General features: G+C 61.9%; 18 protein-coding genes. 15 read left to right on the top strand and 3 right to left on the bottom strand.

The annotated features are described in order from the left end of the window. Positions 1 to 38 precede the first annotated feature (38 nt). The 3 genes from CCGE531_RS03510 to CCGE531_RS03520 all read left to right on the top strand — a co-directional run bounded on the left by CCGE531_RS03510 (position 39) and on the right by CCGE531_RS03520 (position 5019). Positions 39 to 1247 carry an acetyl-CoA C-acetyltransferase gene (locus CCGE531_RS03510; protein ID WP_120662940.1) on the top strand — a complete coding sequence of 403 codons (1209 nt, stop codon included), beginning with the start codon at positions 39 to 41 and terminating at the stop codon, positions 1245 to 1247. A 13-nt stretch (positions 1248 to 1260) separates the two neighbouring features. Further along, positions 1261 to 3471 (top strand): 3-hydroxyacyl-CoA dehydrogenase NAD-binding domain-containing protein, encoded by a 2211-nt coding sequence (locus CCGE531_RS03515; protein WP_120662941.1) that lies wholly within the window; start codon positions 1261 to 1263, stop codon positions 3469 to 3471. Positions 3472 to 3747: 276 nt separating this feature from the next. Then, a complete protein-coding gene (locus tag CCGE531_RS03520) occupies positions 3748 to 5019 on the top strand; it encodes a hypothetical protein (RefSeq protein ID WP_162943842.1) in 1272 nt (423 codons plus the stop codon). 6 nt (positions 5020 to 5025) lie between these two features. Here the strand turns inward: CCGE531_RS03520 and CCGE531_RS03525 are convergent, their stop codons facing one another. Further along, a complete protein-coding gene (locus tag CCGE531_RS03525; RefSeq protein ID WP_120662943.1) occupies positions 5026 to 6228 on the bottom strand; it encodes an MFS transporter in 1203 nt (400 codons plus the stop codon). A 138-nt stretch (positions 6229 to 6366) separates the two neighbouring features. Between CCGE531_RS03525 and CCGE531_RS03530 the strand changes: the two genes are divergently transcribed. The 4 genes from CCGE531_RS03530 to galE all read left to right on the top strand — a co-directional run bounded on the left by CCGE531_RS03530 (position 6367) and on the right by galE (position 10369). Further along, positions 6367 to 6933 carry a TetR/AcrR family transcriptional regulator gene (locus CCGE531_RS03530; RefSeq protein ID WP_120662944.1) on the top strand — a complete coding sequence of 189 codons (567 nt, stop codon included), beginning with the start codon at positions 6367 to 6369 and terminating at the stop codon, positions 6931 to 6933. Positions 6934 to 7187: 254 nt separating this feature from the next. Next, positions 7188 to 7613: a large conductance mechanosensitive channel protein MscL gene (mscL, locus tag CCGE531_RS03535; RefSeq protein ID WP_120662945.1), complete on the top strand. Its 426-nt coding sequence runs from the start codon at positions 7188 to 7190 to the stop codon at positions 7611 to 7613. A 142-nt stretch (positions 7614 to 7755) separates the two neighbouring features. Then, a complete protein-coding gene (locus CCGE531_RS03540) occupies positions 7756 to 8922 on the top strand; it encodes a pyridoxal phosphate-dependent aminotransferase (RefSeq protein WP_120662946.1) in 1167 nt (388 codons plus the stop codon). Between the two features lie 409 nt (positions 8923 to 9331). Beyond that, entirely contained in the window at positions 9332 to 10369 is a 1038-nt protein-coding gene (gene galE / locus CCGE531_RS03545) for a UDP-glucose 4-epimerase GalE (RefSeq protein ID WP_120662947.1), read from the top strand. Positions 10370 to 10371: 2 nt separating this feature from the next. Here galE and CCGE531_RS03550 read toward each other — a convergent pair whose 3' ends face one another. Beyond that, entirely contained in the window at positions 10372 to 11298 is a 927-nt protein-coding gene (locus CCGE531_RS03550) for a LysR family transcriptional regulator (protein WP_120662948.1), read from the bottom strand. Positions 11299 to 11470: 172 nt separating this feature from the next. Here CCGE531_RS03550 and CCGE531_RS03555 point away from each other — a divergent pair, with 172 nt between their 5' ends. The 8 genes from CCGE531_RS03555 (at position 11471) to mmsB (ending at position 19818) form a co-directional block, all read left to right on the top strand. Then, positions 11471 to 12679, top strand: coding sequence for an ABC transporter substrate-binding protein (locus CCGE531_RS03555; protein ID WP_120662949.1), 1209 nt, complete (start codon positions 11471 to 11473; stop codon positions 12677 to 12679). Between the two features lie 15 nt (positions 12680 to 12694). After that, complete coding sequence (locus tag CCGE531_RS03560; RefSeq protein ID WP_120662950.1) at positions 12695 to 13477, top strand: ABC transporter ATP-binding protein; 783 nt, start codon at positions 12695 to 12697, stop codon at positions 13475 to 13477. A gap of 2 nt (positions 13478 to 13479) precedes the next feature. Next, positions 13480 to 14181 (top strand): ABC transporter ATP-binding protein, encoded by a 702-nt coding sequence (locus CCGE531_RS03565; RefSeq protein WP_120662951.1) that lies wholly within the window; start codon positions 13480 to 13482, stop codon positions 14179 to 14181. 3 nt (positions 14182 to 14184) lie between these two features. After that, positions 14185 to 15072, top strand: a complete 888-nt coding sequence (locus tag CCGE531_RS03570) for a branched-chain amino acid ABC transporter permease (RefSeq protein WP_120662952.1) — start codon at positions 14185 to 14187, stop codon at positions 15070 to 15072. 1 nt (position 15073) lies between these two features. Continuing rightward, positions 15074 to 16057, top strand: a complete 984-nt coding sequence (locus CCGE531_RS03575) for a branched-chain amino acid ABC transporter permease (RefSeq protein WP_120662953.1) — start codon at positions 15074 to 15076, stop codon at positions 16055 to 16057. Positions 16058 to 16220: 163 nt separating this feature from the next. Continuing rightward, positions 16221 to 17816, top strand: coding sequence for a GMC family oxidoreductase N-terminal domain-containing protein (locus tag CCGE531_RS03580; protein ID WP_120666445.1), 1596 nt, complete (start codon positions 16221 to 16223; stop codon positions 17814 to 17816). Positions 17817 to 17855: 39 nt separating this feature from the next. Further along, positions 17856 to 18914, top strand: a complete 1059-nt coding sequence (locus CCGE531_RS03585; protein ID WP_120662954.1) for an enoyl-CoA hydratase/isomerase family protein — start codon at positions 17856 to 17858, stop codon at positions 18912 to 18914. Positions 18915 to 18936: 22 nt separating this feature from the next. Then, entirely contained in the window at positions 18937 to 19818 is an 882-nt protein-coding gene (mmsB, locus tag CCGE531_RS03590) for a 3-hydroxyisobutyrate dehydrogenase (protein WP_120662955.1), read from the top strand. Between the two features lie 92 nt (positions 19819 to 19910). On the opposite strand, the gene CCGE531_RS03595 is transcribed toward mmsB, so the two are convergent. Beyond that, positions 19911 to 21980, bottom strand: coding sequence for an ATP-dependent helicase (locus CCGE531_RS03595; protein ID WP_120662956.1), 2070 nt, complete (start codon positions 21978 to 21980; stop codon positions 19911 to 19913). Positions 21981 to 22096 lie beyond the last annotated feature (116 nt).

A 22096-nucleotide genomic window follows, 5' to 3' on the forward strand; every position in this document is an offset into this window, starting at 1 on the left:
GACTTGGAAGGCGGCTTGCCGCCGCAGGGAGATGAGACATGACCGAGGTTTTCATTTACGACCATGTGCGTACGCCGCGCGGACGCGGCAAGAAGGATGGAGCGCTGCACGAAGTGCCCTCCGTCCGTCTCGCCGCCAAGACGCTGGAGGCGATCCGCGACCGCAACGGCCTCGACACCGAAACGGTTGACGACATCATCATGGGCTGCGTCGATCCCGTGATGGAAGCCGGCGCTGTCATTCCGAGGGGTGCTGCCTTCGAAGCCGGTTATTCCACCAAGGCACCCGGCATGCAGATCTCGCGCTTCTGCGCCTCGGGCCTCGATGCCGTGAATTTCGGCGCGGCCAAGATCGCGCAAGGGGCTGACGATATCGTCATTGCCGGCGGCGTCGAAAGCATGTCGCGCGTCGGCTTGGGCATGTCCGGTGGCGCCTGGTTCATGGACCCTTCCGTCAACTTCCCGGCCTATTTCATGCCGCAAGGCGTATCGGCCGATCTCATCGCCACCAAATACGGCTTCTCCCGCGATGACGTCGACGCCTATGCCGTCGAAAGCCAGAAGCGCGCGGCTCATGCCTGGGAGAAGGGCTATTTCCAGAATTCCGTCGTGCCGGTGAAGGATATCAACGGTCTCACCATCCTTGCCAAGGATGAGCATATGCGTCCGGGCACCGATATGCAGGCGCTGGCCTCGCTCAATCCGTCCTTCCAGATGCCCGGCGAAATGGGCGGCTTCGAGGCCGTCGGCATCCAGGCGCATCCGGAAGTCGAGCGCATCAACTATGTCCATCACGCCGGCAACTCCTCCGGCATCGTCGATGGCGCCGCCGCCGTGCTGCTTGGCTCCAAAGCGGGCGGCGAGAGCATGGGGCTGAAGCCGCGCGGCCGCATCAAGGCCTTCGCCAATATCGGCTCCGATCCTGCGCTGATGCTGACCGGTCCGGTTGACGTTACCGAGAAGCTGCTGAAGCGCAGCGGCATGACGCTTGCCGACATCGATCTCTTCGAGCTCAACGAAGCCTTCGCCGCCGTCGTGCTGCGCTACATGCAGGCTTTCGAGATTCCGCATGACAAGATCAACGTCAATGGCGGCGCCATCGCCATGGGCCATCCGCTCGGCGCGACCGGCGCGATGATCCTTGGCACGGTACTCGATGAGCTGGAACGCCGCGATCTCAACACCGCACTGGTGACACTCTGCATCGGCGCCGGCATGGGCACCGCCACGATCGTCGAACGCGTCTGAGGGGAGGAAACCAATGGCCTACACGAATTTCACTGTCGAAACAGATGCAGACGGCATCGCCCTCGTCACTTGGGACATGCCCGGCAAGTCCATGAACGTCTTCACCGCCGAGATCCTGGAAGAGCTGAACGCCATCATCGATGCGACCGTTGCCGATGTGGCGGTCAAGGGCGTGGTCTTCACCTCGGGCAAATCCTCCTTCTCCGGCGGCGCCGATCTCTCGATGATCAAGTCCATGTTCTCCTTCTATCAGGACGAGAAGGCGAAGGATCCGGTCGTGGCTACCCAGAAGCTCTTCGATCTCGTCGGGCGCATGACCGGCCTATTCCGCAAGCTTGAAACCTGCGGCAAGCCGTGGGTGTCGGCCATCAACGGCACCTGCATGGGCGGCGCTTTCGAACTGTCGCTGGCCTGCCATGGCCGTGTCGCGTCGAGCGCCAAGAGCGTCAAGATCGCGTTGCCCGAGGTCAAGGTCGGCATCTTCCCCGGCGCCGGCGGCACGCAGCGCATCTCGCGCCTGACGGATGCGCAATCCGCCTTGCAGATGATGACGACGGGCCAGTCGCTGACGGCGGCGCGCGCCAAGGCGATGAACCTTTTGCATCAGGTGGTCGAGCCGGATCAGCTGATCCCCGCCGCCAAGCAGATGATCAAGGACGGATTGAAGCCCGTCGCCCCCTGGGACGAGAAGGGCTTCAAGGCGCCGGGCGGCGGCATCTGGACGCCGGCCGCAGCCCAGCTCTGGCCGGCGGCACCCGCCATCCTGCGCCGCGAGACGTCGGGCAATTATCCAGCAGCCCTCGCCATCCTCAAATGCGTCTATGAGGGCCTGCAGGTTCCCTTCGATACCGGCCTGAAGATCGAGCAGCGCTATTTCACCCATGTGCTGCAGACCACCGAAGCCTATTCGATGATCCGCTCTTTGTTCATCTCCATGCAGGAACTCGGCAAGGGCGCCCGCCGCCCGGCCGGCCAGCCGAAGACGGAGCTGAGGAAGATCGGCGTTGTCGGCGCCGGCTTCATGGGCGCCTCCATCGCCTATGTCACCGCGGCCGCCGGCATTCCGGTCACGCTCATCGATCGCGACCTCGAAGCGGCGACCAAGGGCAAGGGCGTCGGCGAGGGGCTGGTCAAGGATTCGATCGGTAAGGGAAGGCTGACGCAGGATGAGGGCGCCGCCCTGTTGTCCCGCATAACGCCGTCGGCCGATTACGCCGATCTCAAGGATGCCGATCTCGTCATCGAGGCGGTGTTCGAGGATCGCGAGGTCAAGAAGGCCGTCATCGAGGCCGTCGAAGCCGTGCTGCCGGCCGGCACCGTCTTTGCGTCCAACACGTCAACGCTGCCGATCACGGGCCTTGCGAAGAATTCCAAGCGCCCGGCCGATTTAATCGGCATCCATTTCTTCTCGCCGGTCGAGAAGATGATGCTGACCGAAGTCATCCTCGGCAAGGAAACGGGTGACCATGCGCTGGCCGTCGCGCTCGATTATGTCGCCGCCATCAAGAAGACGCCGATCGTCGTCAACGACACGCGGGGCTTCTTCGTCAATCGCTGCGTCTTCCGCTACATCCATGAAGCCTATGACATGCTGATCGAAGGCGTGCCCGCGGCCATGATCGAGAATGCCGCCAAGATGGCCGGCATGCCCGTGGGACCCCTGGCGCTCAACGACGAAGTCGCCATCGATCTGTCCTACAAGATCCTGAAGGCGACCGTCGCCGATCTCGGTGGGAAAGCTGTCGACCCGCGTCACATGCAGCTGATCAGCGGTCTCGTGGAAGGCGAGGGGCGTCTGGGCCGCAAGAATTCCAAGGGCTTCTATGACTATCCGCCAAAGCCGGCCAAGAAATCGCTCTGGCCGGGCCTGAAGGATCTCTATCCACAGAAGAAGGCCGATGAGGTCGATGTCGGCGTGCTGAAGCAGCGTTTCCTCGCCACCATCGCGCTCGAGGCGTCCCGCACCATCGAAGAAGGCATCGTCACCGATCCGCGCGAAGCCGATGTCGGCTCCATCCTCGGCTTCGGCTTCGCCCCCTATACCGGCGGCGCGCTGTCCTACATCGACGGCATGGGCGTCAAGGTCTTCGTCGAGCTCTGCGAAAAGCTGGCGGCCGCCTACGGCCCGCATTTCCAGCCGACGGCGCTGCTGAAGGATATGGCCGCAAAGGGCGAGACCTTCTACGGACGCTTTGATCCGTATGGCGTTGCGAAAGCAGCGTAAGACAATAAGTTGCTACTGACGACAAATAGACGGGCCGCTTCTGTTGGGAGCGGCCCTTTTGTTTGCCATTTGCGTGCAGCTGATCGGCTGCAATCAGACGATGTCGTGAGCCGCTGGAAAAATCGAGGTAAGAGGTCATCTCGGCCGGAGTGATGTATGGGAGCGCGCTTGACCGCTCATGGTTGTGGATATCGGAATTATCGCTGTGCAGAGAGGCTGTATTGTTAAGCTCTGCGGCTGGTAGTCTTCACCATCGCAACAAAGATAGGTCGATAGATGTCGCTGAAAGCAGTCCGGATGTTTTTGACTGGGCGGCGGGGCCAGGTTGCCCTTGCCGCGCTGGCATGGCTAGCCTACGGGGCGTTCTTGTCATCACCGCTCTTGGCTCAGGATGCAACGGTCGTGCCGTCCAAGCCAGCTGAGCTGAGTGCCGGCGCGCGTGTGCAGGCTATCACCGATGGGCTGGTGCGGGCATTCGACATCGGCCCGGATTTGAATCCGCAAACCCTCTTCAAGATACTGCCCGGCGACTGGACCAATATACCGCCGGATTTCTATCCCGGCGATGTTCCCGCAGACGGTCCGAAGATGCTGTGCGCGGCCATAAGAACGCACTTCAACCAACCTCGCTCGGGCAATCCGATCTTTGACGGCTGGATAGGCCGGGAAGGCTCAAGTCGGTTTGAGCTGCGTCTGACAGGTGGCGGCAATTTCTATTGGATATCCAACGTTCAAGATGAGATGCAACGACTCGGTCTCGATAAATCCACGGACGCAGCGATGGCACTCCAGCGCGGACTGCTGATGCAAAGGAGCGTTCAAGAGGGAGGCATCTTGCCGCTCAGTGATGACGTCGTCGGCATCACAAATACGGCTGAACCTTCCAGGATCAGTTTTTGGGTGCGATGCCCTAGCGACCCGGTAGATAGCGCGAGAAACGTGCGGAATATTCAACTCGTGAATACGATGAAGAAAAGAATGACAGAGCAGGCCGCATTTCTATCCTATGGCGCGGATGGATCGGTGCCCTTCATACAGAAAATGCAAGGTGCTTGGACAATAGTCGACGAACTCTCTCGCTCCGATATCAGGAACAGGACGGTCTCGGATCTCTGCCATATCCGCCGTATCGAAATGAGGGCGGAGCATCAGCCCCTGCCGATCCTGACGGCGCACGTCGCAGATACCTCCTCTTCAGAAGATCGCCCGGTGCCACCGGCGCAGGATGAATTTGAGCTGCGGCTTGCGGGTGACCGCGAGCTTCTGCGCGTACCACTTCACGATCCGATGCTGGACGTGAAGCAGCATCCGGAACGTTTCCATGTTCCGCCTGCCGATGGGACAAGCGTCATCGCTGAGCGGCAGCGAAAGGAGGCCACTGCGTGGTATCGTCGGGCGGCTTTGTCGTCAGCGTTACCAGTTCATCTTGTTCCTGTTGACGAGGATACTTTGGTGGAAAGCGCGACCAGCGCATGGGGCAAGATGCGCGAGCCGTACGGCACTGGTATCGAAGTCTTCAAGCGCTATTGGCTGCGTTGTCCGACCTGATCCAACTCAAGCTGCTTTCTCTTGCCGCGTCCTCAGCGCAACGACGCCCCAGCCGACGAGAAGAAGGATCGCCGCCGCGTAGATATCGGCGGCTTCGGCAAATCCGAGCGCCTTCGACAGGAAGCCGGCCAGGATGGCGGGCAGGCTGAAGGCGAGATAGCTCTGGATGTAGAAGGCTGAAAGTAGCCCGGCGCGCTCGTCGGGCTTTGCCAATGGCATGATGCTTCTGACCGTGCCGAGGAAAGCTGCCCCGAAGCCCGAGCCAGCGATCAGCGTTCCCAAGGCGAGGATCGACACCGCAGCCGCATGCATGCCGGCGACAACAGTCAGTATGCCGAGCGTCATGCTCGGTATGCCGAACCTCATGAGCATGGTGGTGGATCTCTTGCGCAGCAGGAACACGCCCGCCGCACCGCTGATCGTCAAGGCCGCGACCACGGAGCCGCCGACCAGCGGCGCCGTGCTGCCGGTCGTCGCGCTGACGAGTGAAGGCACCAGCGACAGATAGAAGCCGGCGAGCGCCCAGACGGCGACGTTGATCGGCGTCAACGCAAGCAAGGTGCGGCGCACCTGCTGGGGAACGGCGACTTCCGGCTTCAGCGACGCAACCAACCCATTCCGCCGGCGCGTCGTCTCCGGCACCAGCCAGAGCAGTACGGCTTGCAGGATAAGAAGGATGAGCGTGACGATGTAGACGAGCAGGGTCGGCGCCGGCGCAAACTGGACCAGGAAGCTCGTGCCGAGCGCGCCGATCGCCATGCCGACAAGCGGCGCAAGACTGTTGGTGATCGACCCCTTGATCGGATCGAGATCGACAAGAGCCGCCCCGATGGAGCTTGCCGCGGCGCCCGTTGCCAGGCCCTGCACGATACGGGCGGCAATCAGCCAATCCGGACCCCTGGCCATTAAAAACAGCACCATCGCCACCATATTGAGGAGAATCGATGCGAAGATCACCGGCCGGCGTCCGAGATGGTCGGAAATCGAGCCGACGATCAAGAGCGAGGCGAGGAGGGCAAAGGCATAGACGGCGAAGATCACCGTGATCAGCACCGGCGAGAAGGCGAAGGCCTGCTGGTAGAGGCGGTAGAGAGGCGTCGGCGCGGATGAGGCGGCAAAGAACAGCGCGCTCGTCGCAGCGTAGTAGAACGGCGCCAGACGTCTGGCCGATGAAATCGGTGCACTGGCGGTGGAATTGGGCTCGGTCATCGACTATATCCTAGTCTAAAGCTAAAAGATTGCGTTAGGCGCATATAGGATGCCCAGCGCACAAAAGCAAATAATTTGCCTTAGTGAATGGCGCCTGGTCATTCGCCAGCGGCAAAAGGGAAAGATTGGCAAAGGCTTATGGGCTACAGAGAAAATCCCCGCCCCGGCGGGCGCAGTGCCAGAGTGCAGGCGGCCGTGCATCAATCCATCCGCGAGATGCTGGCGACGATGGATCGCGCCGACATCACCATCCCTATGATCGCGCAACGCGCCAACGTCACGCCTTCTACGATCTATCGTCGCTGGGGCGATCTTCAAGAGCTTCTGGCCGACGTCGCCGCCTCGCGCCTGCAGCCGGAAGGCGAGCCGGCGAGGATCGGCAGCCCCCGCGAGGATCTGGAAGCCTGGGCCGAGCAATATGCCGACGAAATGGCCTCCGGTGTCGGGCGGCAAATGCTGCGCGACATTCTTTCGGCCGCCGACGCGGCAAATGCCGAGAAGTGCAGCGGTTATACGCAGCAGCAGCTGGCTGTTTTCGTTGCCCGTGCCATGGAACAGGGCGAGCCGTTTCCGACCCTGACGGAGCTGATGGACCACGTCATCTCACCGGTCATCTATCGCATCCTCTTCGACCAGGCGCCCGGCCCGGATTATGTTCGCAAGCTGGTTGCGAAAGTGATGCCGGAGGGAGCCCTCAAAACCTGAGGCATGGTCGCCGGCGCCAAACGACTCATCAACGGTTGGTTCAATTGTCATAGGCGGCGACCCCGGTTGCGTTGCCCGCAACTGACGAACAAGTAGCCGGTGATATGCGCGGATAAATTGCTTAACCCATGGAATTACCTTGGGATACTCGCGCCTGGGTAAGAGTGGGCGCCAATTTGCTGTTGAAAAATAAGGAAAAAGATGGTGCTAATCACCACTAGTGAATTCAACGGCAACGCGAAGGGGACTGCTCAATGCTTAATGAATTTAAGGCATTCATCGCCCGCGGCAATGTCATGGATCTCGCGGTCGGCGTGATCATCGGCGGCGCTTTCGGCGGCATCGTGAAATCGCTGGTTGACGATATCATCATGCCGATCGTCGGCGCGATCTTTGGCGGCTTCGATTTCTCGAACTACTTCGTAGGTTTGTCCTCGGCGGTCAATGCGCCGACGCTGACGGCCGCCCGTGCCCAGGGCGCGGTTTTCGCCTACGGCAATTTCATCACCGTCCTCATCAACTTCCTCATCCTCGCCTGGATCATCTTCCTGATGGTCAAGGGCGTGAACACGCTGCGCACGCAGGTCGAGCGCAAGGAAGACAAGATTGCCGAGGCAGCACCGCCGCCGGCCGACGTCCAGCTGCTCACCGAGATTCGCGATCTTCTCGCGAAACGCTGACGGCTTCGCTCACCCTGTTTAAAAGCCTCGGTCCCGCAAGGACCGGGGCTTTATTCATCACCAAAATCGATCATTCGCTAAGGCAAAGTCATGGGATTTGTCCGCCGCTCTGCTTTATGAAGGCAGAAAACGGAGACTTTGCATGTCGATACTAGATAGCCTCAGCCCGCGCGCGCTCGCAGCACCCGAAAGCGGGATCGTCGAAGTGGTCAATTATGCCCGTGGCCGCGAAGGCCTGCTGCCGCTTTGGGTCGGCGAGGGCGATCTGCCGACGCCGGATTTCATAAACAGGGCCGCCATGGCCTCGCTCAATGCCGGCGAAACCTTCTACACCTGGCAGCGCGGCATTCCGGAGCTGCGCCAGGCACTCGCCGATTATTATGGCCGGCATTTCGGCACCTCGCTGCCGATGGAGCATTTCTATGTCGTCGGCTCCGGCATGCAGGCGATCCAGCTTTCCGTGCAGGCGATCACCTCTCCCGGCGACGAAATGATCTATCTCTCTCCGGCCTGGCCGAATATCGCCGCAGCGCTGGAAATTGCCGGCGCCCGCTCGGTCGCCGTGCCGCTGCAGTTCGAGCACGGCAAATGGTCGCTCGATCTCGGGCGCCTGGAGGCGGCAATCACGCCGAAGACCAAGGGCCTGTTCATCAATACGCCGTCCAATCCGACAGGCTGGACGGCGACCCACCAGGATCTCAGGGATATTCTCGCTTTGGCGCGCAAGCATGATCTCTGGATCATGGCCGACGAAATCTATGCGCTTTACTATTATGCCGGCGGCCGCGCGCCGAGTTTCCTGGACATCAAGGAAGCCGACGACAAGATCCTCTTCGTCAATTCCTTCTCGAAGAACTGGTCGATGACCGGCTGGCGCGTCGGCTGGATCGTCGCGCCCGCCGAACTCGGGCAGGTCATCGAAAACCTCGTGCAATATTCGACCTCCGGCGTCGCTCAATTCATGCAGAAGGGCGCGGTCGCGGCGCTGAACGAGGGCGACGATTTCGTCCGCTCCAACATCGCCAAGGCGACCCGCTCGCGCGATATCCTCTGCGACGCGCTGATCGCCACCAATCGCGTGCAGACGCTGAAGCCGGATGGCGCGCTCTATTCCTTCCTGAAGATCGACGGCGTCACCGACAGCCGCAAGACCGCCATCGACATCGTCGACAAGACCGGCGTCGGCCTGGCGCCTGGTACGGCCTTCGGAAAGGGCGGCGAACTCTTCATGCGCGCCTGCTTCCTGCGCGATCCGGTGCAGGTGGCGGATGCTGGGGAGAGGTTGAGCCGGTATATTTTGGGGTTGTAGGAGTGGCCTGTGTGCTGCAGCTGGCAGCTTTCGACTTGGCTGGTCCTGATACCCCCCTCTGTCGCTTTCGCGACATCTCCCCCACAAGGGGGGAGATTGGAAACGCGTGGCGGCCTCTCGCATCAAACCAAAATCGTATCTGCTGAAACCAAAGCTTATTGCCTGTGCCGGACGTACGGCAAACTCCCAACGATCTCCCCCCTTGTGGGGGAGATGTCACGACAGTGACAGAGGGGGGTGAACACTCTCCGTATCAAGCAGTGCCGCCAATCCATAAAATGCAATCGATCCGCGAAAGCCCACCCTAACCATTCCCGCAATCTTTCCCGCCAGCCCTCCCGTTTTTAATCAATTTCGCAGGGGAAGCGGCCTCATATGGGGCCGATAAGACTTGGCGGGGACGCGAAGAATGACTGTCTTGGTGACGGGCGGGGCCGGTTATATCGGCAGCCACATGGTCTGGAGATTACTTGATGCGGGCGAGGACGTGGTCGTCCTCGATCGCCTGTCGACCGGTTTCCGCTGGGCCGTTCCACCGGCGGCGCGCTTCTATCTCGGCGATATCGCCGATGAAGCGCTCCTGCAGACGATTTTCGCCGAAAACCATATAGAGGCCATCATTCATTTTGCCGGTTCGGCCGTTGTTCCCGTGTCGATCGAGGATCCTCTTGCCTATTATGAGAACAACACCGGCAAGACCCGCATCCTCATGAGCGCCGCCGTCAAGGCCGGCATCCGCCATTTCGTCTTTTCGTCCACCGCCGCGGTCTACGGCCAGCAGCCGGCGGATAAACCGGTCGGTGAAGACGCGCCGTTGCGGCCGGAATCTCCTTACGGCCAATCCAAGCTGATGTCCGAACTGATGCTGCGCGATGCCGCCGCGGCCTATGATTTCCGCTATGTGGCGCTGCGTTATTTCAATGTGGCCGGCGCTGATGCCGAGGGGAGGGCGGGGCAATCGACCAACGGTGCCACCCACCTTATCAAGGTCGCCTGCGAGGCGGCACTCGGCCGTCGCGCCCAGGTGGAGATTTACGGCACCGACTATGCGACGCATGACGGTACCGGCGTTCGCGACTATATTCACGTTAGCGATCTGGTCGAAGCGCATCTGACGGCGCTGCGGCATCTGCGCGGCGGCGGTCGCTCACTGGTCGCCAATTGCGGCTATGGTCAGGGCTACTCGGTGCTGGATGTGCTCAACATGGTGATGCGTGTTCATGGCCGTGCCTTCCGCATCCATATCGCGCCGCGCCGGCCCGGCGATATGGCCAGCATTGTCGCGGATACGGCGATTGCCCATCGCGAACTGGGGTGGACGCCGCGATATAATTGCCTGGAAACGATCGTGCGCTCGTCGCTGGATTGGGAGCTTCGCCTTGCCGAACGCTCGGGCTTCGACGCGGCCGGGCTCCAGAAGATCTACGCCGCCCCGAGCATCCTGTAGCCTCAGCTCTCCACGCCTCTCCAGGGTCCCAGAAAGGCGGGCGCGTTCTTGCGCACGGCTTCCGCCAGAAAATCGATGACGGTGCGCACGCGCGGCGACTGGCGCAGATCGCGATGGCATGTGATCCAGTAGTGGCGCCGGAGATCCACCTCGTGCGGCAGGACGACCTGCAGATCGGGGTGCTTGCCGGCGATGAAAAACGGCAGCACGCACAGCCCCTGGCCGTTCTTCGTCGCCGTTAGCTGCGCAAAGATGCTCGAACTCTGGAATTGCGGCCTGATGCGCGGATGGACATCGTCGAGATAATCCAGTCCCGGCGCGAAGATCATATCCTCGATGTAGCCGATGAAGGCGAAGTCAGGCAGGTCGTCGCGGCTTTCGATCGGCGGATGGCGGGCGAGATAATCGCGCGATCCGTAAACCTGCAGATGATAGTCCGTCAGTTTCTCGGTGAAGTAGGGTCCGGCCTTCGGTGGGTCGAGCACCACGACGATATCGGCTTCCTTGCGCGAGAGCGACATGATCTGCTGGATGGTGATCAGCTCGAGCGAAATGTTTGGATGCCTGGCGGCGAATTCGGGCAGCACGCCGGTGAAGAAGAAATTTGAAAAGCCCTCCGGCGCGCTGATGCGCACAACACCGCGTTGTGCCGCGGGTCCCGCGGAAAGATCGGCGCGAAGGCGTTCCGTTTCCTGTTCCATGCGTTCGGCCGTGTCGATGAAGCGCTGTCCCATGCCGGTCAGCATGTAGCCGCGCGGATTGCGCTCGAAGAGCTTGACCTTGAGGGCGAATTCCAGCCGGTCGATGCGGCGCGAAACCGTGGCATGGCTGGTGCGCAATTGTCGGGCGGCGGTGGAAAGCTGCCCTGTCCGCGCAACGGCGAGGAAGAACTGCAAATCGTCCCAGGTAAAGTGCGGCGTGCGCTTCATGCATCCTCCTCTGTTCAAAAATGAACAGACCCTGTTTGGAATTAATTGCAATCGCGACTTGCGTCAACGCGCGAATTCCGTGATCCTGCCCGTTGGGGAAAGTCGTTTTGAGGAAAGCGGCTGGCCAATTTTGAACAGATTCGTTTTTGCCAAATCTCTGGGAGGAGAGGACATGCGAAAGAGTCTTATTGCATCCTTTGCATTTTTGCTTGCGGCCAGCACCGCGGCTTTCGCCGCCGGCCCGTCCGATGGTGTCGTCAAGATTGGCATCCTCAACGACCAGTCCGGCGTCTATGCGGATTTCGGCGGCAAATCGTCAGTAGCGGCCGCCAAGATGGCCGCCGAGGATTTCGGCGGCAAGGTGCTCGGCGTGCCGATCGAGATCGTCGACGCTGATCACCAGAACAAGCCCGATATCGCCTCCAACATTGCCCGCCAATGGTATGACCAGGACAAGGTCGACGCCATCATGGAGCTGACGACCTCTTCAGTCGCGCTCGCCGTGCAGGCGGTCGGCAAGGAAAAGAAGAAGATCGACATCGTCACGGGTGCCGCGACGACGGATCTCACCGGCAAGCAATGCTCGCCCTATGGCTTCCATTGGGCCTATGACACGCATGCCCTCGCGGTCGGCACCGGCGGCGCGCTCGTCAAGCAGGGTGGCGATACCTGGTTCTTCCTGACGGCCGATTATGCCTTCGGCTATTCGCTGGAGCAGCAGACGGGCGATTACGTCAAGGCGAGCGGCGGCAAGATCTTGGGCTCCGTTCGCCATCCGCTGTCGACCAACGATTTCTCGTCCTTCCTGCTGCAGGCGCAATCCTCCGGCGCCAAGGTCATCGGTCTTGCCAATGCCGGCCTCGATACCGCCAACGCCATCAAGCAGGCCTCCGAATTCGGCATCACCCAGGGCGGCCAGCATCTGGCGGCGCTGCTCTTCACGCTGGCGGAAGTGCATGGCCTCGGCCTCCAGGCGGCACAGGGGCTGACGCTGACGGAAGGCTATTACTGGAACCTCGACGACAAGAGCCGCGAATTCGGCAAGCGTTTCTTCGCCCGCACCGGCAAGATGCCGAACATGATCCACGCCGGCACCTATTCCGCCGTCATGCAATATTTGAAGGCGGTACAGAAGGCCGGCACGGATGATACCGATGCCGTCGCCAAGCAGCTGCACGAAATGCCCGTCGACGATTTCTTCGGTCGCGGCGGCACGGTCGGCGCCAACGGCCGCATGATCCACGACATGTATCTGCTTCAGGTCAAGAAACCCGAAGAGAGCAAGGAGCCTTGGGATTATTTCAACGTGCTGGCGACGATCCCGGGCAAGGAGGCCTATATCGATCCCGCCAAGAGCGGCTGCGACCTCGTCAAGCAATAGGGCTCAGACCAGCTTATGGCGATGTCCGCGACAGATCAGCAGGAAGAACCCCGGGTGGTGCTATCCGCCCGGGGACTGCGCCGCGATTTCGGCGGCTTCACCGCCGTCAAGAATGTCGATCTCGATGTGCATCACGCCCGCGTCCACGCGCTGATCGGCCCGAACGGCGCGGGCAAGACGACGGTCTTCAATCTGCTCACAAAATTCCTGCAGCCGACGCACGGTACGATCACACTGCTCGGCACCGACATTACCCGCACGAGACCCGACAAGGTCGCGCGCATGGGCCTCGTGCGCTCCTTCCAGATTTCGGCCGTCTTCCCGCATCTGACCGTGCTGGACAATGTGCGCGTCGCCCTGCAGCGGCCGAGCAATCTCGCGCACCAGTTCTGGCGGCCGCTTGCGGCGCTCGATAGCCTCAACGCCCGCGCCGAACAGCTTCTGGCGTCGGTGGGGCTCTCGAAGGAACGCGATGCCATCGCCGCCGATCTTTCCTATGGCCGCAAGCGCGTGCTGGAGATCGCAACCACGCTTGCGCTCGATCCGAAGGTGTTGCTGCTGGACGAGCCGATGGCCGGCATGGGGCTGGAGGATGTGAATACCGTCTCCGCCATCATCCGCGATGTCGCGCGCGACAGGGCCGTGCTCATGGTGGAGCACAATCTCTCCGTCGTTGCCGATATCTGCCACCATGTCACTGTTTTGCAGCGCGGCGAGATTCTGGCCCAGGGCGACTATGCCACGGTCAGCCGGGACCCCCGCGTCCGGGAAGCCTATATGGGCACGGAGGAGGCTTGACGATGGCGCCGCTTCTGGACGTTCAGGGCCTCAATGCCTGGTATGGCGAAAGCCATATTTTGCATGGCGTCGATATGCGCGTGGGCGAGGGGGAAACCATTACCATCCTCGGCCGCAACGGCGTCGGCAAGACGACGACGCTGCGCACCATCGTCGGCATCGTCCGCGCCCGCAAGGGTAGGATCACATTCGCAGGCAAGGACATGATGCAGGTGCCGCTGCACAAGACGGCACATCAGGGCATCGGTTTCGTGCCGGAGGAACGCGGCATCTTCTCGACCCTCAGCGTCTATGAAAACCTGATGCTGCCGCCGGTCGTGGCAGCCGGCGGCATGACGCTCGACGAGATATTCGAACTGTTTCCCAACCTGCATGAGCGGCGCAACAGCGTCGGCACCAGGCTTTCCGGCGGTGAGCAGCAGATGCTCGCCATGGCACGCATCCTGCGCACCGGCGTTCGCATGCTGCTGCTTGACGAGCCCACCGAGGGCCTTGCCCCCGTCATCGTCCAGCGCATCGGCGAAGTCCTGCAGAAGCTGAAAGGCCGCGGCATGACCATATTGCTCGTCGAGCAGAATTTCCGTTTCGCCAGCCGCATCGCCGATCGCTTCTATGTGATGGATCACGGCCAGATGGTCTCTGAATTTCCGGTCGGCGAATTGTCCGAGCGCATGGATATGCTGCACAAGGTTCTGGGGGTCTGAGCCATGACGACGATATTCGGCATCCCCGCCCAGGCCCTTCTTGGTCAATTGCTGATCGGCCTCATCAACGGCTCCTTCTATGCGCTGCTGAGCCTCGGCTTGGCGATCATCTTCGGCATGCTCAGGGTCATCAATTTCGCCCATGGCGCGCTCTATATGCTCGGCGCCTTCACGGCCTATCTGCTGTTCGCCTATGCTGGCATCGGCTATTGGCCGGCTCTCGTTCTGGCGCCGCTGATCGTCGGCCTGTTCGGCGCGCTGGTCGAGCGTCTCTGCCTGCGCCGGCTCTACAGGATCGATCCGCTCTATGGATTGCTCTTCACCTTCGGCATGGCGCTGACCATCGAGGGGACCTTCCGCTATCTCTACGGCTCCTCGGGTCAGCCCTACGCCGTGCCGACGGAGCTGGCGGGCGCGCGCAATATCGGCTTCATGTTCCTGCCCGTCTATCGCGGCTGGGTGGTCATCGCCTCGCTGGTCGTCTGCATCGGCACCTGGCTGCTGATCGAGAAGACCAAGCTCGGCGCGTATCTGCGCGCCGCGACCGAGAATTCCGTGCTCGTGCAGGTTTTCGGCGTCAATGTTCCGGTACTTTTGACGCTGACCTATGGTTTCGGCGTGGCGCTCGCCGCCTTTGCCGGCGTGCTCGCCGCGCCGATCTACCAGGTCTCGCCGCTGATGGGATCGAACATGATCATCATCGTCTTCGCCGTGGTCGTCGTCGGCGGCATGGGCTCGATCATGGGCGCGATCGTGACAGGTTATATGCTCGGCATTGCCGAGGGCCTGACCAAGGTCTTCTATCCGGAAGCCTCCAACATCGTCATCTTCGTCATCATGGCGATCGTGCTGCTTCTGAGGCCAGCCGGCCTCTTCGGTCGGGAGGCGTGATATGGCTGGATTGATCACCTTGAGTTCCAAGGAGCGGCCGAAGCTTTCCGTGCAGAAGCTGCTTCTGGTCGTCGGCCTCGTCGGGCTGATCTGGGCGCCGTTCTTCATCTATCCGATCTTCGTCATGAAGGTGCTCTGCTTCGCGCTGTTTGCCTGTGCCTTCAATCTGCTGCTCGGCTATGCCGGCCTGCTCTCCTTCGGTCACGCCACCTTCTTCGGCGGCGCGGCCTATTTCACGGCCCATGCGGTAAAGGAATGGGGCGTCCCGCCCGAGCTCGGCATCCTGATCGGCGTCGCCGGTGCGGCGCTACTCGGCCTGGTGATGGGCTTCGTCGCCATCCGGCGGCAGGGCATCTATTTCGCCATGATCACGCTGGCGCTGTCCTACATGTTCTATTTCTTCTGCCTGCAGGCGGGATTCACCCATGGCGAGGATGGCATTCAGTCGGTGCCGCGCGGCTATCTCTTCGGCATCCTCGATCTCAACAACTCCTTCAACATGTATTACTTCGTCCTTGCCGTCTTCCTGATCGGCGTGCTGATCATCTGGCGTTTCATCAATTCGCCCTTCGGCATGATCCTGAAATCGATCCGCGAGAACGAGCAGCGGGCGATCTCGCTCGGCTATTCCGTCGCCCGCTACAAGCTTGGCGCCTTCGTCATGTCGGCGGCGCTGGCGGGGCTGGCCGGCGCTGTCAAGGCGCTGGTCTTCCAGTTCGCGACGCTCACCGACGTCGCCTGGCAGATGTCCGGTGAGGTCATCCTCATGACGCTTCTCGGCGGCATCGGTACGCTGATCGGCCCGCTTTTCGGCGCGGGATTCGTGGCGACCCTCGAGAACTACCTCGCGACCTCGGAATTCCCGGTCACCGTCATCACCGGCATCGTCTTCATGGTTTGCGTCCTGCTCTTCCGCCGCGGCGTCGTCGGCGAGTTTTATGCCTCGCGGCTGGGACGGAAACTGGGGTTTGAATATCGGCGGTGAAGATTAGGCTCATGCGTTTTTGTGGTGCACCCCCTCACCCCAGCCCTCTCCCCGAGGGGAGAGGGGGAGTTGTTCCCAGAAATCACCGGATTGGTGGGCGAGGCAAACGCCGAAATGGTTCCCTCTCCCCTTGGGGAGAGGGTGAGGGTGAGGGGGCATGCAGATGGATCGCTTCGACTACATCATCATCGGTGCCGGCAGTGCCGGATGCGTGCTGGCCAACCGGCTCTCGGCCGACCGCAACAATCGCGTGCTGCTACTGGAAGCGGGCGGCAATGACAATTACCACTGGATCCACATCCCGGTCGGCTATCTCTATTGCATCAACAATCCCCGTACCGACTGGTGTTTCACCACGGCGCCGGAAGCGGGCCTCAACGGTCGGTCGCTGAACTATCCGCGCGGCAAGGTGCTCGGCGGCTGCTCCTCCATCAACGGCATGATCTACATGCGCGGCCAGGCGCGCGACTACGATATGTGGCGGCAGCTCGGCTGCGCCGGCTGGGGCTGGGACGATGTGCTGCCCTATTTCATCAAGTCCGAGGATCATTATCGCGGCAAGGACGAGATGCACGGCGCCGGCGGCGAATGGCGGGTCGAGAAGGCGCGCGTGCGCTGGGCCGTACTCGATGCCTTCCAGGCCGCTGCCAGGGAGGCCGGCATTCCCGAGACGCCGGATTTCAACCGCGGCAACAATGAGGGTTCGGGCTATTTCGACGTCAACCAGCGCTCCGGCATTCGCTGGAACACGACGAAAGCCTTCCTGCGGCCGGCCATGAAGCGCGGCAATCTGATTGTTTACACCAAGGCGCAGGTCCGGCGCCTGATCGTCGAGGGCGATGCCGTCACCGGCGTCGAATTCCAGCATGACGGCGTGGCTAAACGCGCCTATGCGAACAAGGAAACCGTACTATCAGCCGGCTCGATAGGCTCGCCGCATATCTTGGAGCTTTCGGGCATCGGCCATGGCGATGTGCTCAGCAAGGCCGGCATCGACGTCGTGCGCGAGGTCAGCTCCGTCGGCGAAAACCTGCAGGATCATCTGCAGCTTCGCCTCGCTTACAAGGTCACCGGCGTCCCCACACTGAACGAGAAAGCGACGAAGTTGATCGGCAAAGCGGCGATCGGTCTGGAGTATCTGATCCGCCGCTCTGGTCCGATGGCGATGGCGCCGAGCCAGCTCGGCATTTTCACCCGCTCCGGACCGGACAAGGAAACACCGGATCTGCAATATCACGTGCAGCCGGTCTCGCTCGACAAGTTCGGCGATCCCGTCCATCCCTTTCCGGCGATCACCGCCAGCGTCTGCAATCTCCGCCCCGAAAGCCGCGGCTCCGTGCACTTGCGCAGCCCGGATTTCGCCATGCAGCCGGCCATCAGCCCGAATTATCTCTCGGCTCAGCGCGACCGGGAAATTGCCGTGCGCTCCATTCGCCTGACGCGGCGGATCGTGGAGCAGCCTTCCTTTGCCCAATTCAAGCCGGAGGAATTCAAGCCGGGGCCGGCCTATGAGACGGATGCGGATCTGGAACATGCCGCCGCTGATATCGGCACGACGATTTTCCATCCCGTCGGCACTTGCCGCATGGGCGGCGACGCCCAAAGTGTTGTGGATCCCCGTTTGCGGCTGCGGGCATTGGCAAGGCTGCGCATTGCCGATGCCTCCATCATGCCGTCGATCACATCGGGCAACACCAATTCGCCAACCATCATGATCGCCGAAAAGGCAGCCGAGATGATCCTTGCCGACAACCGATGAAGGCCTATTGATGGACGGGAGCGGAGACAGGAGATTTGCATGGACAGCACGGACGAGGTCATCATCGAGCGGCGCGGATCGGCTGGGATCATCCGGCTCAATCGCCCGAAGGCGCTGAACAGCCTGACGTTGCCGATGGTGCGGGTCATCGCCTCGGCATTGGAAGATTTCGCCGCCGATCCCTCGCTCGCAAGCGTCATCGTCGTGGGTGAGGGGGAGCGCGGCTTTTGTGCCGGCGGCGATATCCGCCTGCTGCACCAAAGCGGCAAGGAGGGTTCCGATGGCGCGGAAACCTTCTGGCGCGAGGAATTCCGGCTCAACCATGCCATCTCGCGCTATCCGAAGCCCTATGTCGTGCTGATGGATGGCATCACCATGGGCGGCGGCGTCGGCCTCTCGGCGCATGGCAGCCATCGTGTCGTCACCGAGCGCACGCGCCTCGCCATGCCGGAGACAGGCATCGGCTATTTCCCGGATGTCGGCGCAACCTGGCTGTTGCCGCGCGCGCCGGGCGAAGCCGGAACATGGATGGGGCTGGCCGGCCTTGTTATCGGCGCCGCCGATGCAATCCATGCGCGCTTCGCTGATCACTGCCTGCCGTCCTCGGACTTGCCGGTTCTGGTCGATGCAGTCGCTTCACTTCCCCTCTCGGTCTCTGCCGCAGACGTGCATGCGCTGATCAAGACAATGGCCGTGGAAGCAGGCGGGAGCCGGCTTGCGGCAAACCGCGATGTGATCGACCGCGCCTTTGCAAGCGATACGGTTGAAGGCATCCTGCAGGCATTGGCGAGCGAACCGTCAGAGTTTGCCACTGAGGCCGCCGGCGTGATCGCCAGCCGCTCGCCGACCAGCCTGAAATTGACGCTGCGGCTGCTGCGGGCGGGGAGGGCAAGTGCCGACCTCGCCGAATGCCTCGATCGTGAACTCGGCGCATGCATGGGCATATTGTATAATCACGATTTCTACGAAGGCGTGCGCGCTGCCGTCATCGACAAGGATCGCAATCCGAAATGGTCGCCGGCCACTCTTGCCGAGGTGACGCCGGGTGATATCGACCGCTTCTTCGTGCCGGCGCAACCGCCGCTTTTCTCGAATTAACGGATTATGGGAGGAAAACGTCATGTCACGGATCGCATTCATCGGCCTCGGCAATATGGGAGGCCCGATGGCCGCCAATCTCGTCAAGGCCGGCCATGCCGTCACCGGTTTCGACCTTTCGCATGATGTGCTGAAGGCAGCCGAAGCGTCCGGCGTGAAGGCCGCCAACGTGCTGACCGAGGCCCTGGCCGATGCAGAAGTGGTCGTGACGATGCTGCCGAAGGGCCAGCATGTCCTGACCGTCTGGACTGATGTGCTGCGGTCCCTGCCGAAGGGGACCCTGCTGATCGACAGCTCCACCATCGATGTCGACAGCGCCCGCAAGGCGCATGCGATGGCCGGTGAAGTTGGCTGCCTTTCGCTCGACGCGCCGGTGTCCGGCGGGACCGGCGGTGCCGCCGCCGGCACGCTCACCTTCATGGCCGGCGGCTCCCCAGAGAGCTTTGCGGCCGCCAAGCCGCTGCTTGAGGTGATGGGCAAAAAGATCGTCCATTGCGGCGATGCCGGCGCCGGCCAGGCGGCGAAGATCTGCAACAACATGATCCTCGGCATTTCCATGATCGGCGTCTGCGAGGCCTTCGTGCTCGGCGAAAAGCTCGGCCTTTCGCATCAGGCCCTCTTCGATGTCGCCTCCACCTCGTCAGGCCAATGCTGGTCGATCAACACCTATTGCCCGGTGCCCGGACCCGTACCGACCTCGCCCGCCAACAACGATTACAAGCCCGGCTTTGCGGCAGCCTTGATGCTCAAGGATCTGCGCTTGTCGCAGGAGGCCGCCCTCTCCAGCGGCGCATCCACGCCTTTGGGGGCGGAGGCGGCGCAGCTCTACGGGCTCTTTGAAAAGCTCGGCAATGGTAATCGCGATTTTTCGGCCATTATCGAGATGTTTCGCGAGGCGAATTGAGGATTGCCCGATAGTTGGCCGGGGTGAGGGGCGAGGCACTAGGAGGCGGCGTCAACGAACATGCCTGACCTGCCGATCTCAATCGCTTCAACTCACCGCCACATGCCGCGCATCCGCGCACCCACATCGACGCGCACCTGTCGCGCCCGGATGGCGGCGGGGCTTTCGGCTTTCGCTTGTGGCCAGCCGCAAACCTCGAAAAACTGCAGCAATGTCGCCGGGATGAAGCGGGTGCGTGAGGCGAAGACATGTTTATCGCCCTGCGCATGCTGGCCATGCACGAAAAACCGTTGCGGGGTGACGAGGTCGAGATTGTCCTTCGCCCGGGTCATGGCGACATAGAGCAGCCGCCGTTCCTCTTCGATCTCGGCGGATGATCCGACGGCGAGATCGGCGGGGATGCAGCCGTCGACGGCGTTGAGGATGAAGACCTTCGTCCATTCCTGCCCCTTGGCGGAATGGATAGTCGAAAGGATCAGATAATCCTCGTCGAGCAGTGGCGCGCCTGCCTGATCGCTGGTCGCGTCAGGCGGATCGAGCGTCAGTTCGGTGAGGAAGCGCTCGCGCGAGCCGTAGCCCGCGGCAATCTGTTCGAGCTGGACGAGATCCGCCTGGCGCGTCGCAGCATCCTCATGCACGCGTTCCAGATGCGGCTCATACCATTGGCGAACCAGGCCGATTTCCGCCGGCCATCCGGCCTTGCCGCTTTTGACGTCCCGCATCGTCTCGACGAAAGCGGTCCAGTCGTCTCCCGTGCGCGGAGGCGGGGGAAGCTGCGTCAGCGCCGTGATCGGGCTTGCCTCCTCGCCGATCTGATCGAGCACGCGCTGTGCCGTGGAAGGACCGACGCCGGGCAGAAGCTGCATCAGGCGGAAGCCGGCCACGCGGTCTCGCGGGTTCTGGGCGAAGCGCAGCGCCGCCAGCATGTCCTTGACATGGGCGCTGTCGAGAAACTTCAGCCCGCCGAATTTGACGAAGGGAATGTTGCGCCGGGTGAGCTCCACTTCCAAGGGGCCGCTGTGGCTGGAGGTGCGGAAGAGCACGGCCTGCTGCTTCAGCCTTGCGCCGCCCTCGCGATTTTCCAGCACCTGGTCGGCGATGTAGCGCGCCTGATCGGCCTCGTCGCGCACCGTCACCAGCCGCGGGCGTTCCGTGCTCTGCCGCTCGGTGCGCAGGTTCTTGGTGAAGCGCTCCGAGGCAAGATCGATCACGGCATTGGCGGCGGCCAGAATGGGCTGTGTCGAGCGATAGTTGCGGTCGAGCGTGACGATATCGGCCGATGGCGTGAAAGCCTTGGGGAAATCGAGAATGTTGCGTACGGTCGCGGCACGGAAGGAGTAGATCGACTGCGCGTCGTCGCCGACGACGGTCAATCCTCGGCCATCCGGTTTCAGGGCCAGCAGGATGGAGGACTGCAGCCGGTTGGTGTCCTGATATTCATCAACAAGCACATGATCGAAACGGCTGCCGATATCCTCCGCGATCAGCGGCTCCTGCAGCATATGCGCCCAGTAGAGCAGCAGGTCGTCGTAGTCGAGCACGTTCTGCACCTGCTTCGCCTCGACATAGGCGGCAAAGAGATCGCGCAGCTGCTGCTCCCACATGGCGCACCAGGGGAAGAAGTCGCGCAGCACGCCGTCGAGCGGCGCTTCCGCATTGACGGAGCGCGAATAGATGGCAAGACATGTCGCCTTGGTCGGAAAGCGGTTCTCGGTCTTGGAGAAGCCGAGGTCGTGGCGCGCGAGGTTCATCAGGTCGGCGCTGTCTTCCCGATCGTGGATCGTGAAGGCCGGGTCGATGCCGATCTGTTCGGCATAGTCACGCAGCAGGCGCGCGCCGATGCCATGGAAGGTGCCGCTCCAGGCAAGCGCATCGGCGTTGATGCCGGCATTCGCACCCAGCACCTCGCGGCAGATCCGCTCGACGCGGCGGCCCATTTCGGCGGCGGCACGGCGCGAGAATGTCATCAGCAGGATCCGGCGCGGGTCGGCGCCCTTGACGATCAGATGCGCCACGCGATGGGCAAGCGTATTCGTCTTGCCGGAGCCGGCGCCTGCGATGACGAGCAGCGGTCCGGCGACATGGCCGTTGCCTGCGGTCGTGCCGTGTTCCACCGCCAGCCGCTGCTCCGGGTTCAATTTTTCCAGATAGGCGGCAGTCATCAATTCTCCTGGATGGACGAGGAAGCCGGGCACGATCCGCGACGAATCGCAGCCATGAAAATATCTGAGCGTTCTATGGATGTTCCGAATCGACCGGACCTGTCAAGCTTGGGGAA

The sequence above is a fragment of the Rhizobium sp. CCGE531 genome (genome assembly GCF_003627795.1).
Lineage (GTDB): Bacteria > Pseudomonadota > Alphaproteobacteria > Rhizobiales > Rhizobiaceae > Rhizobium.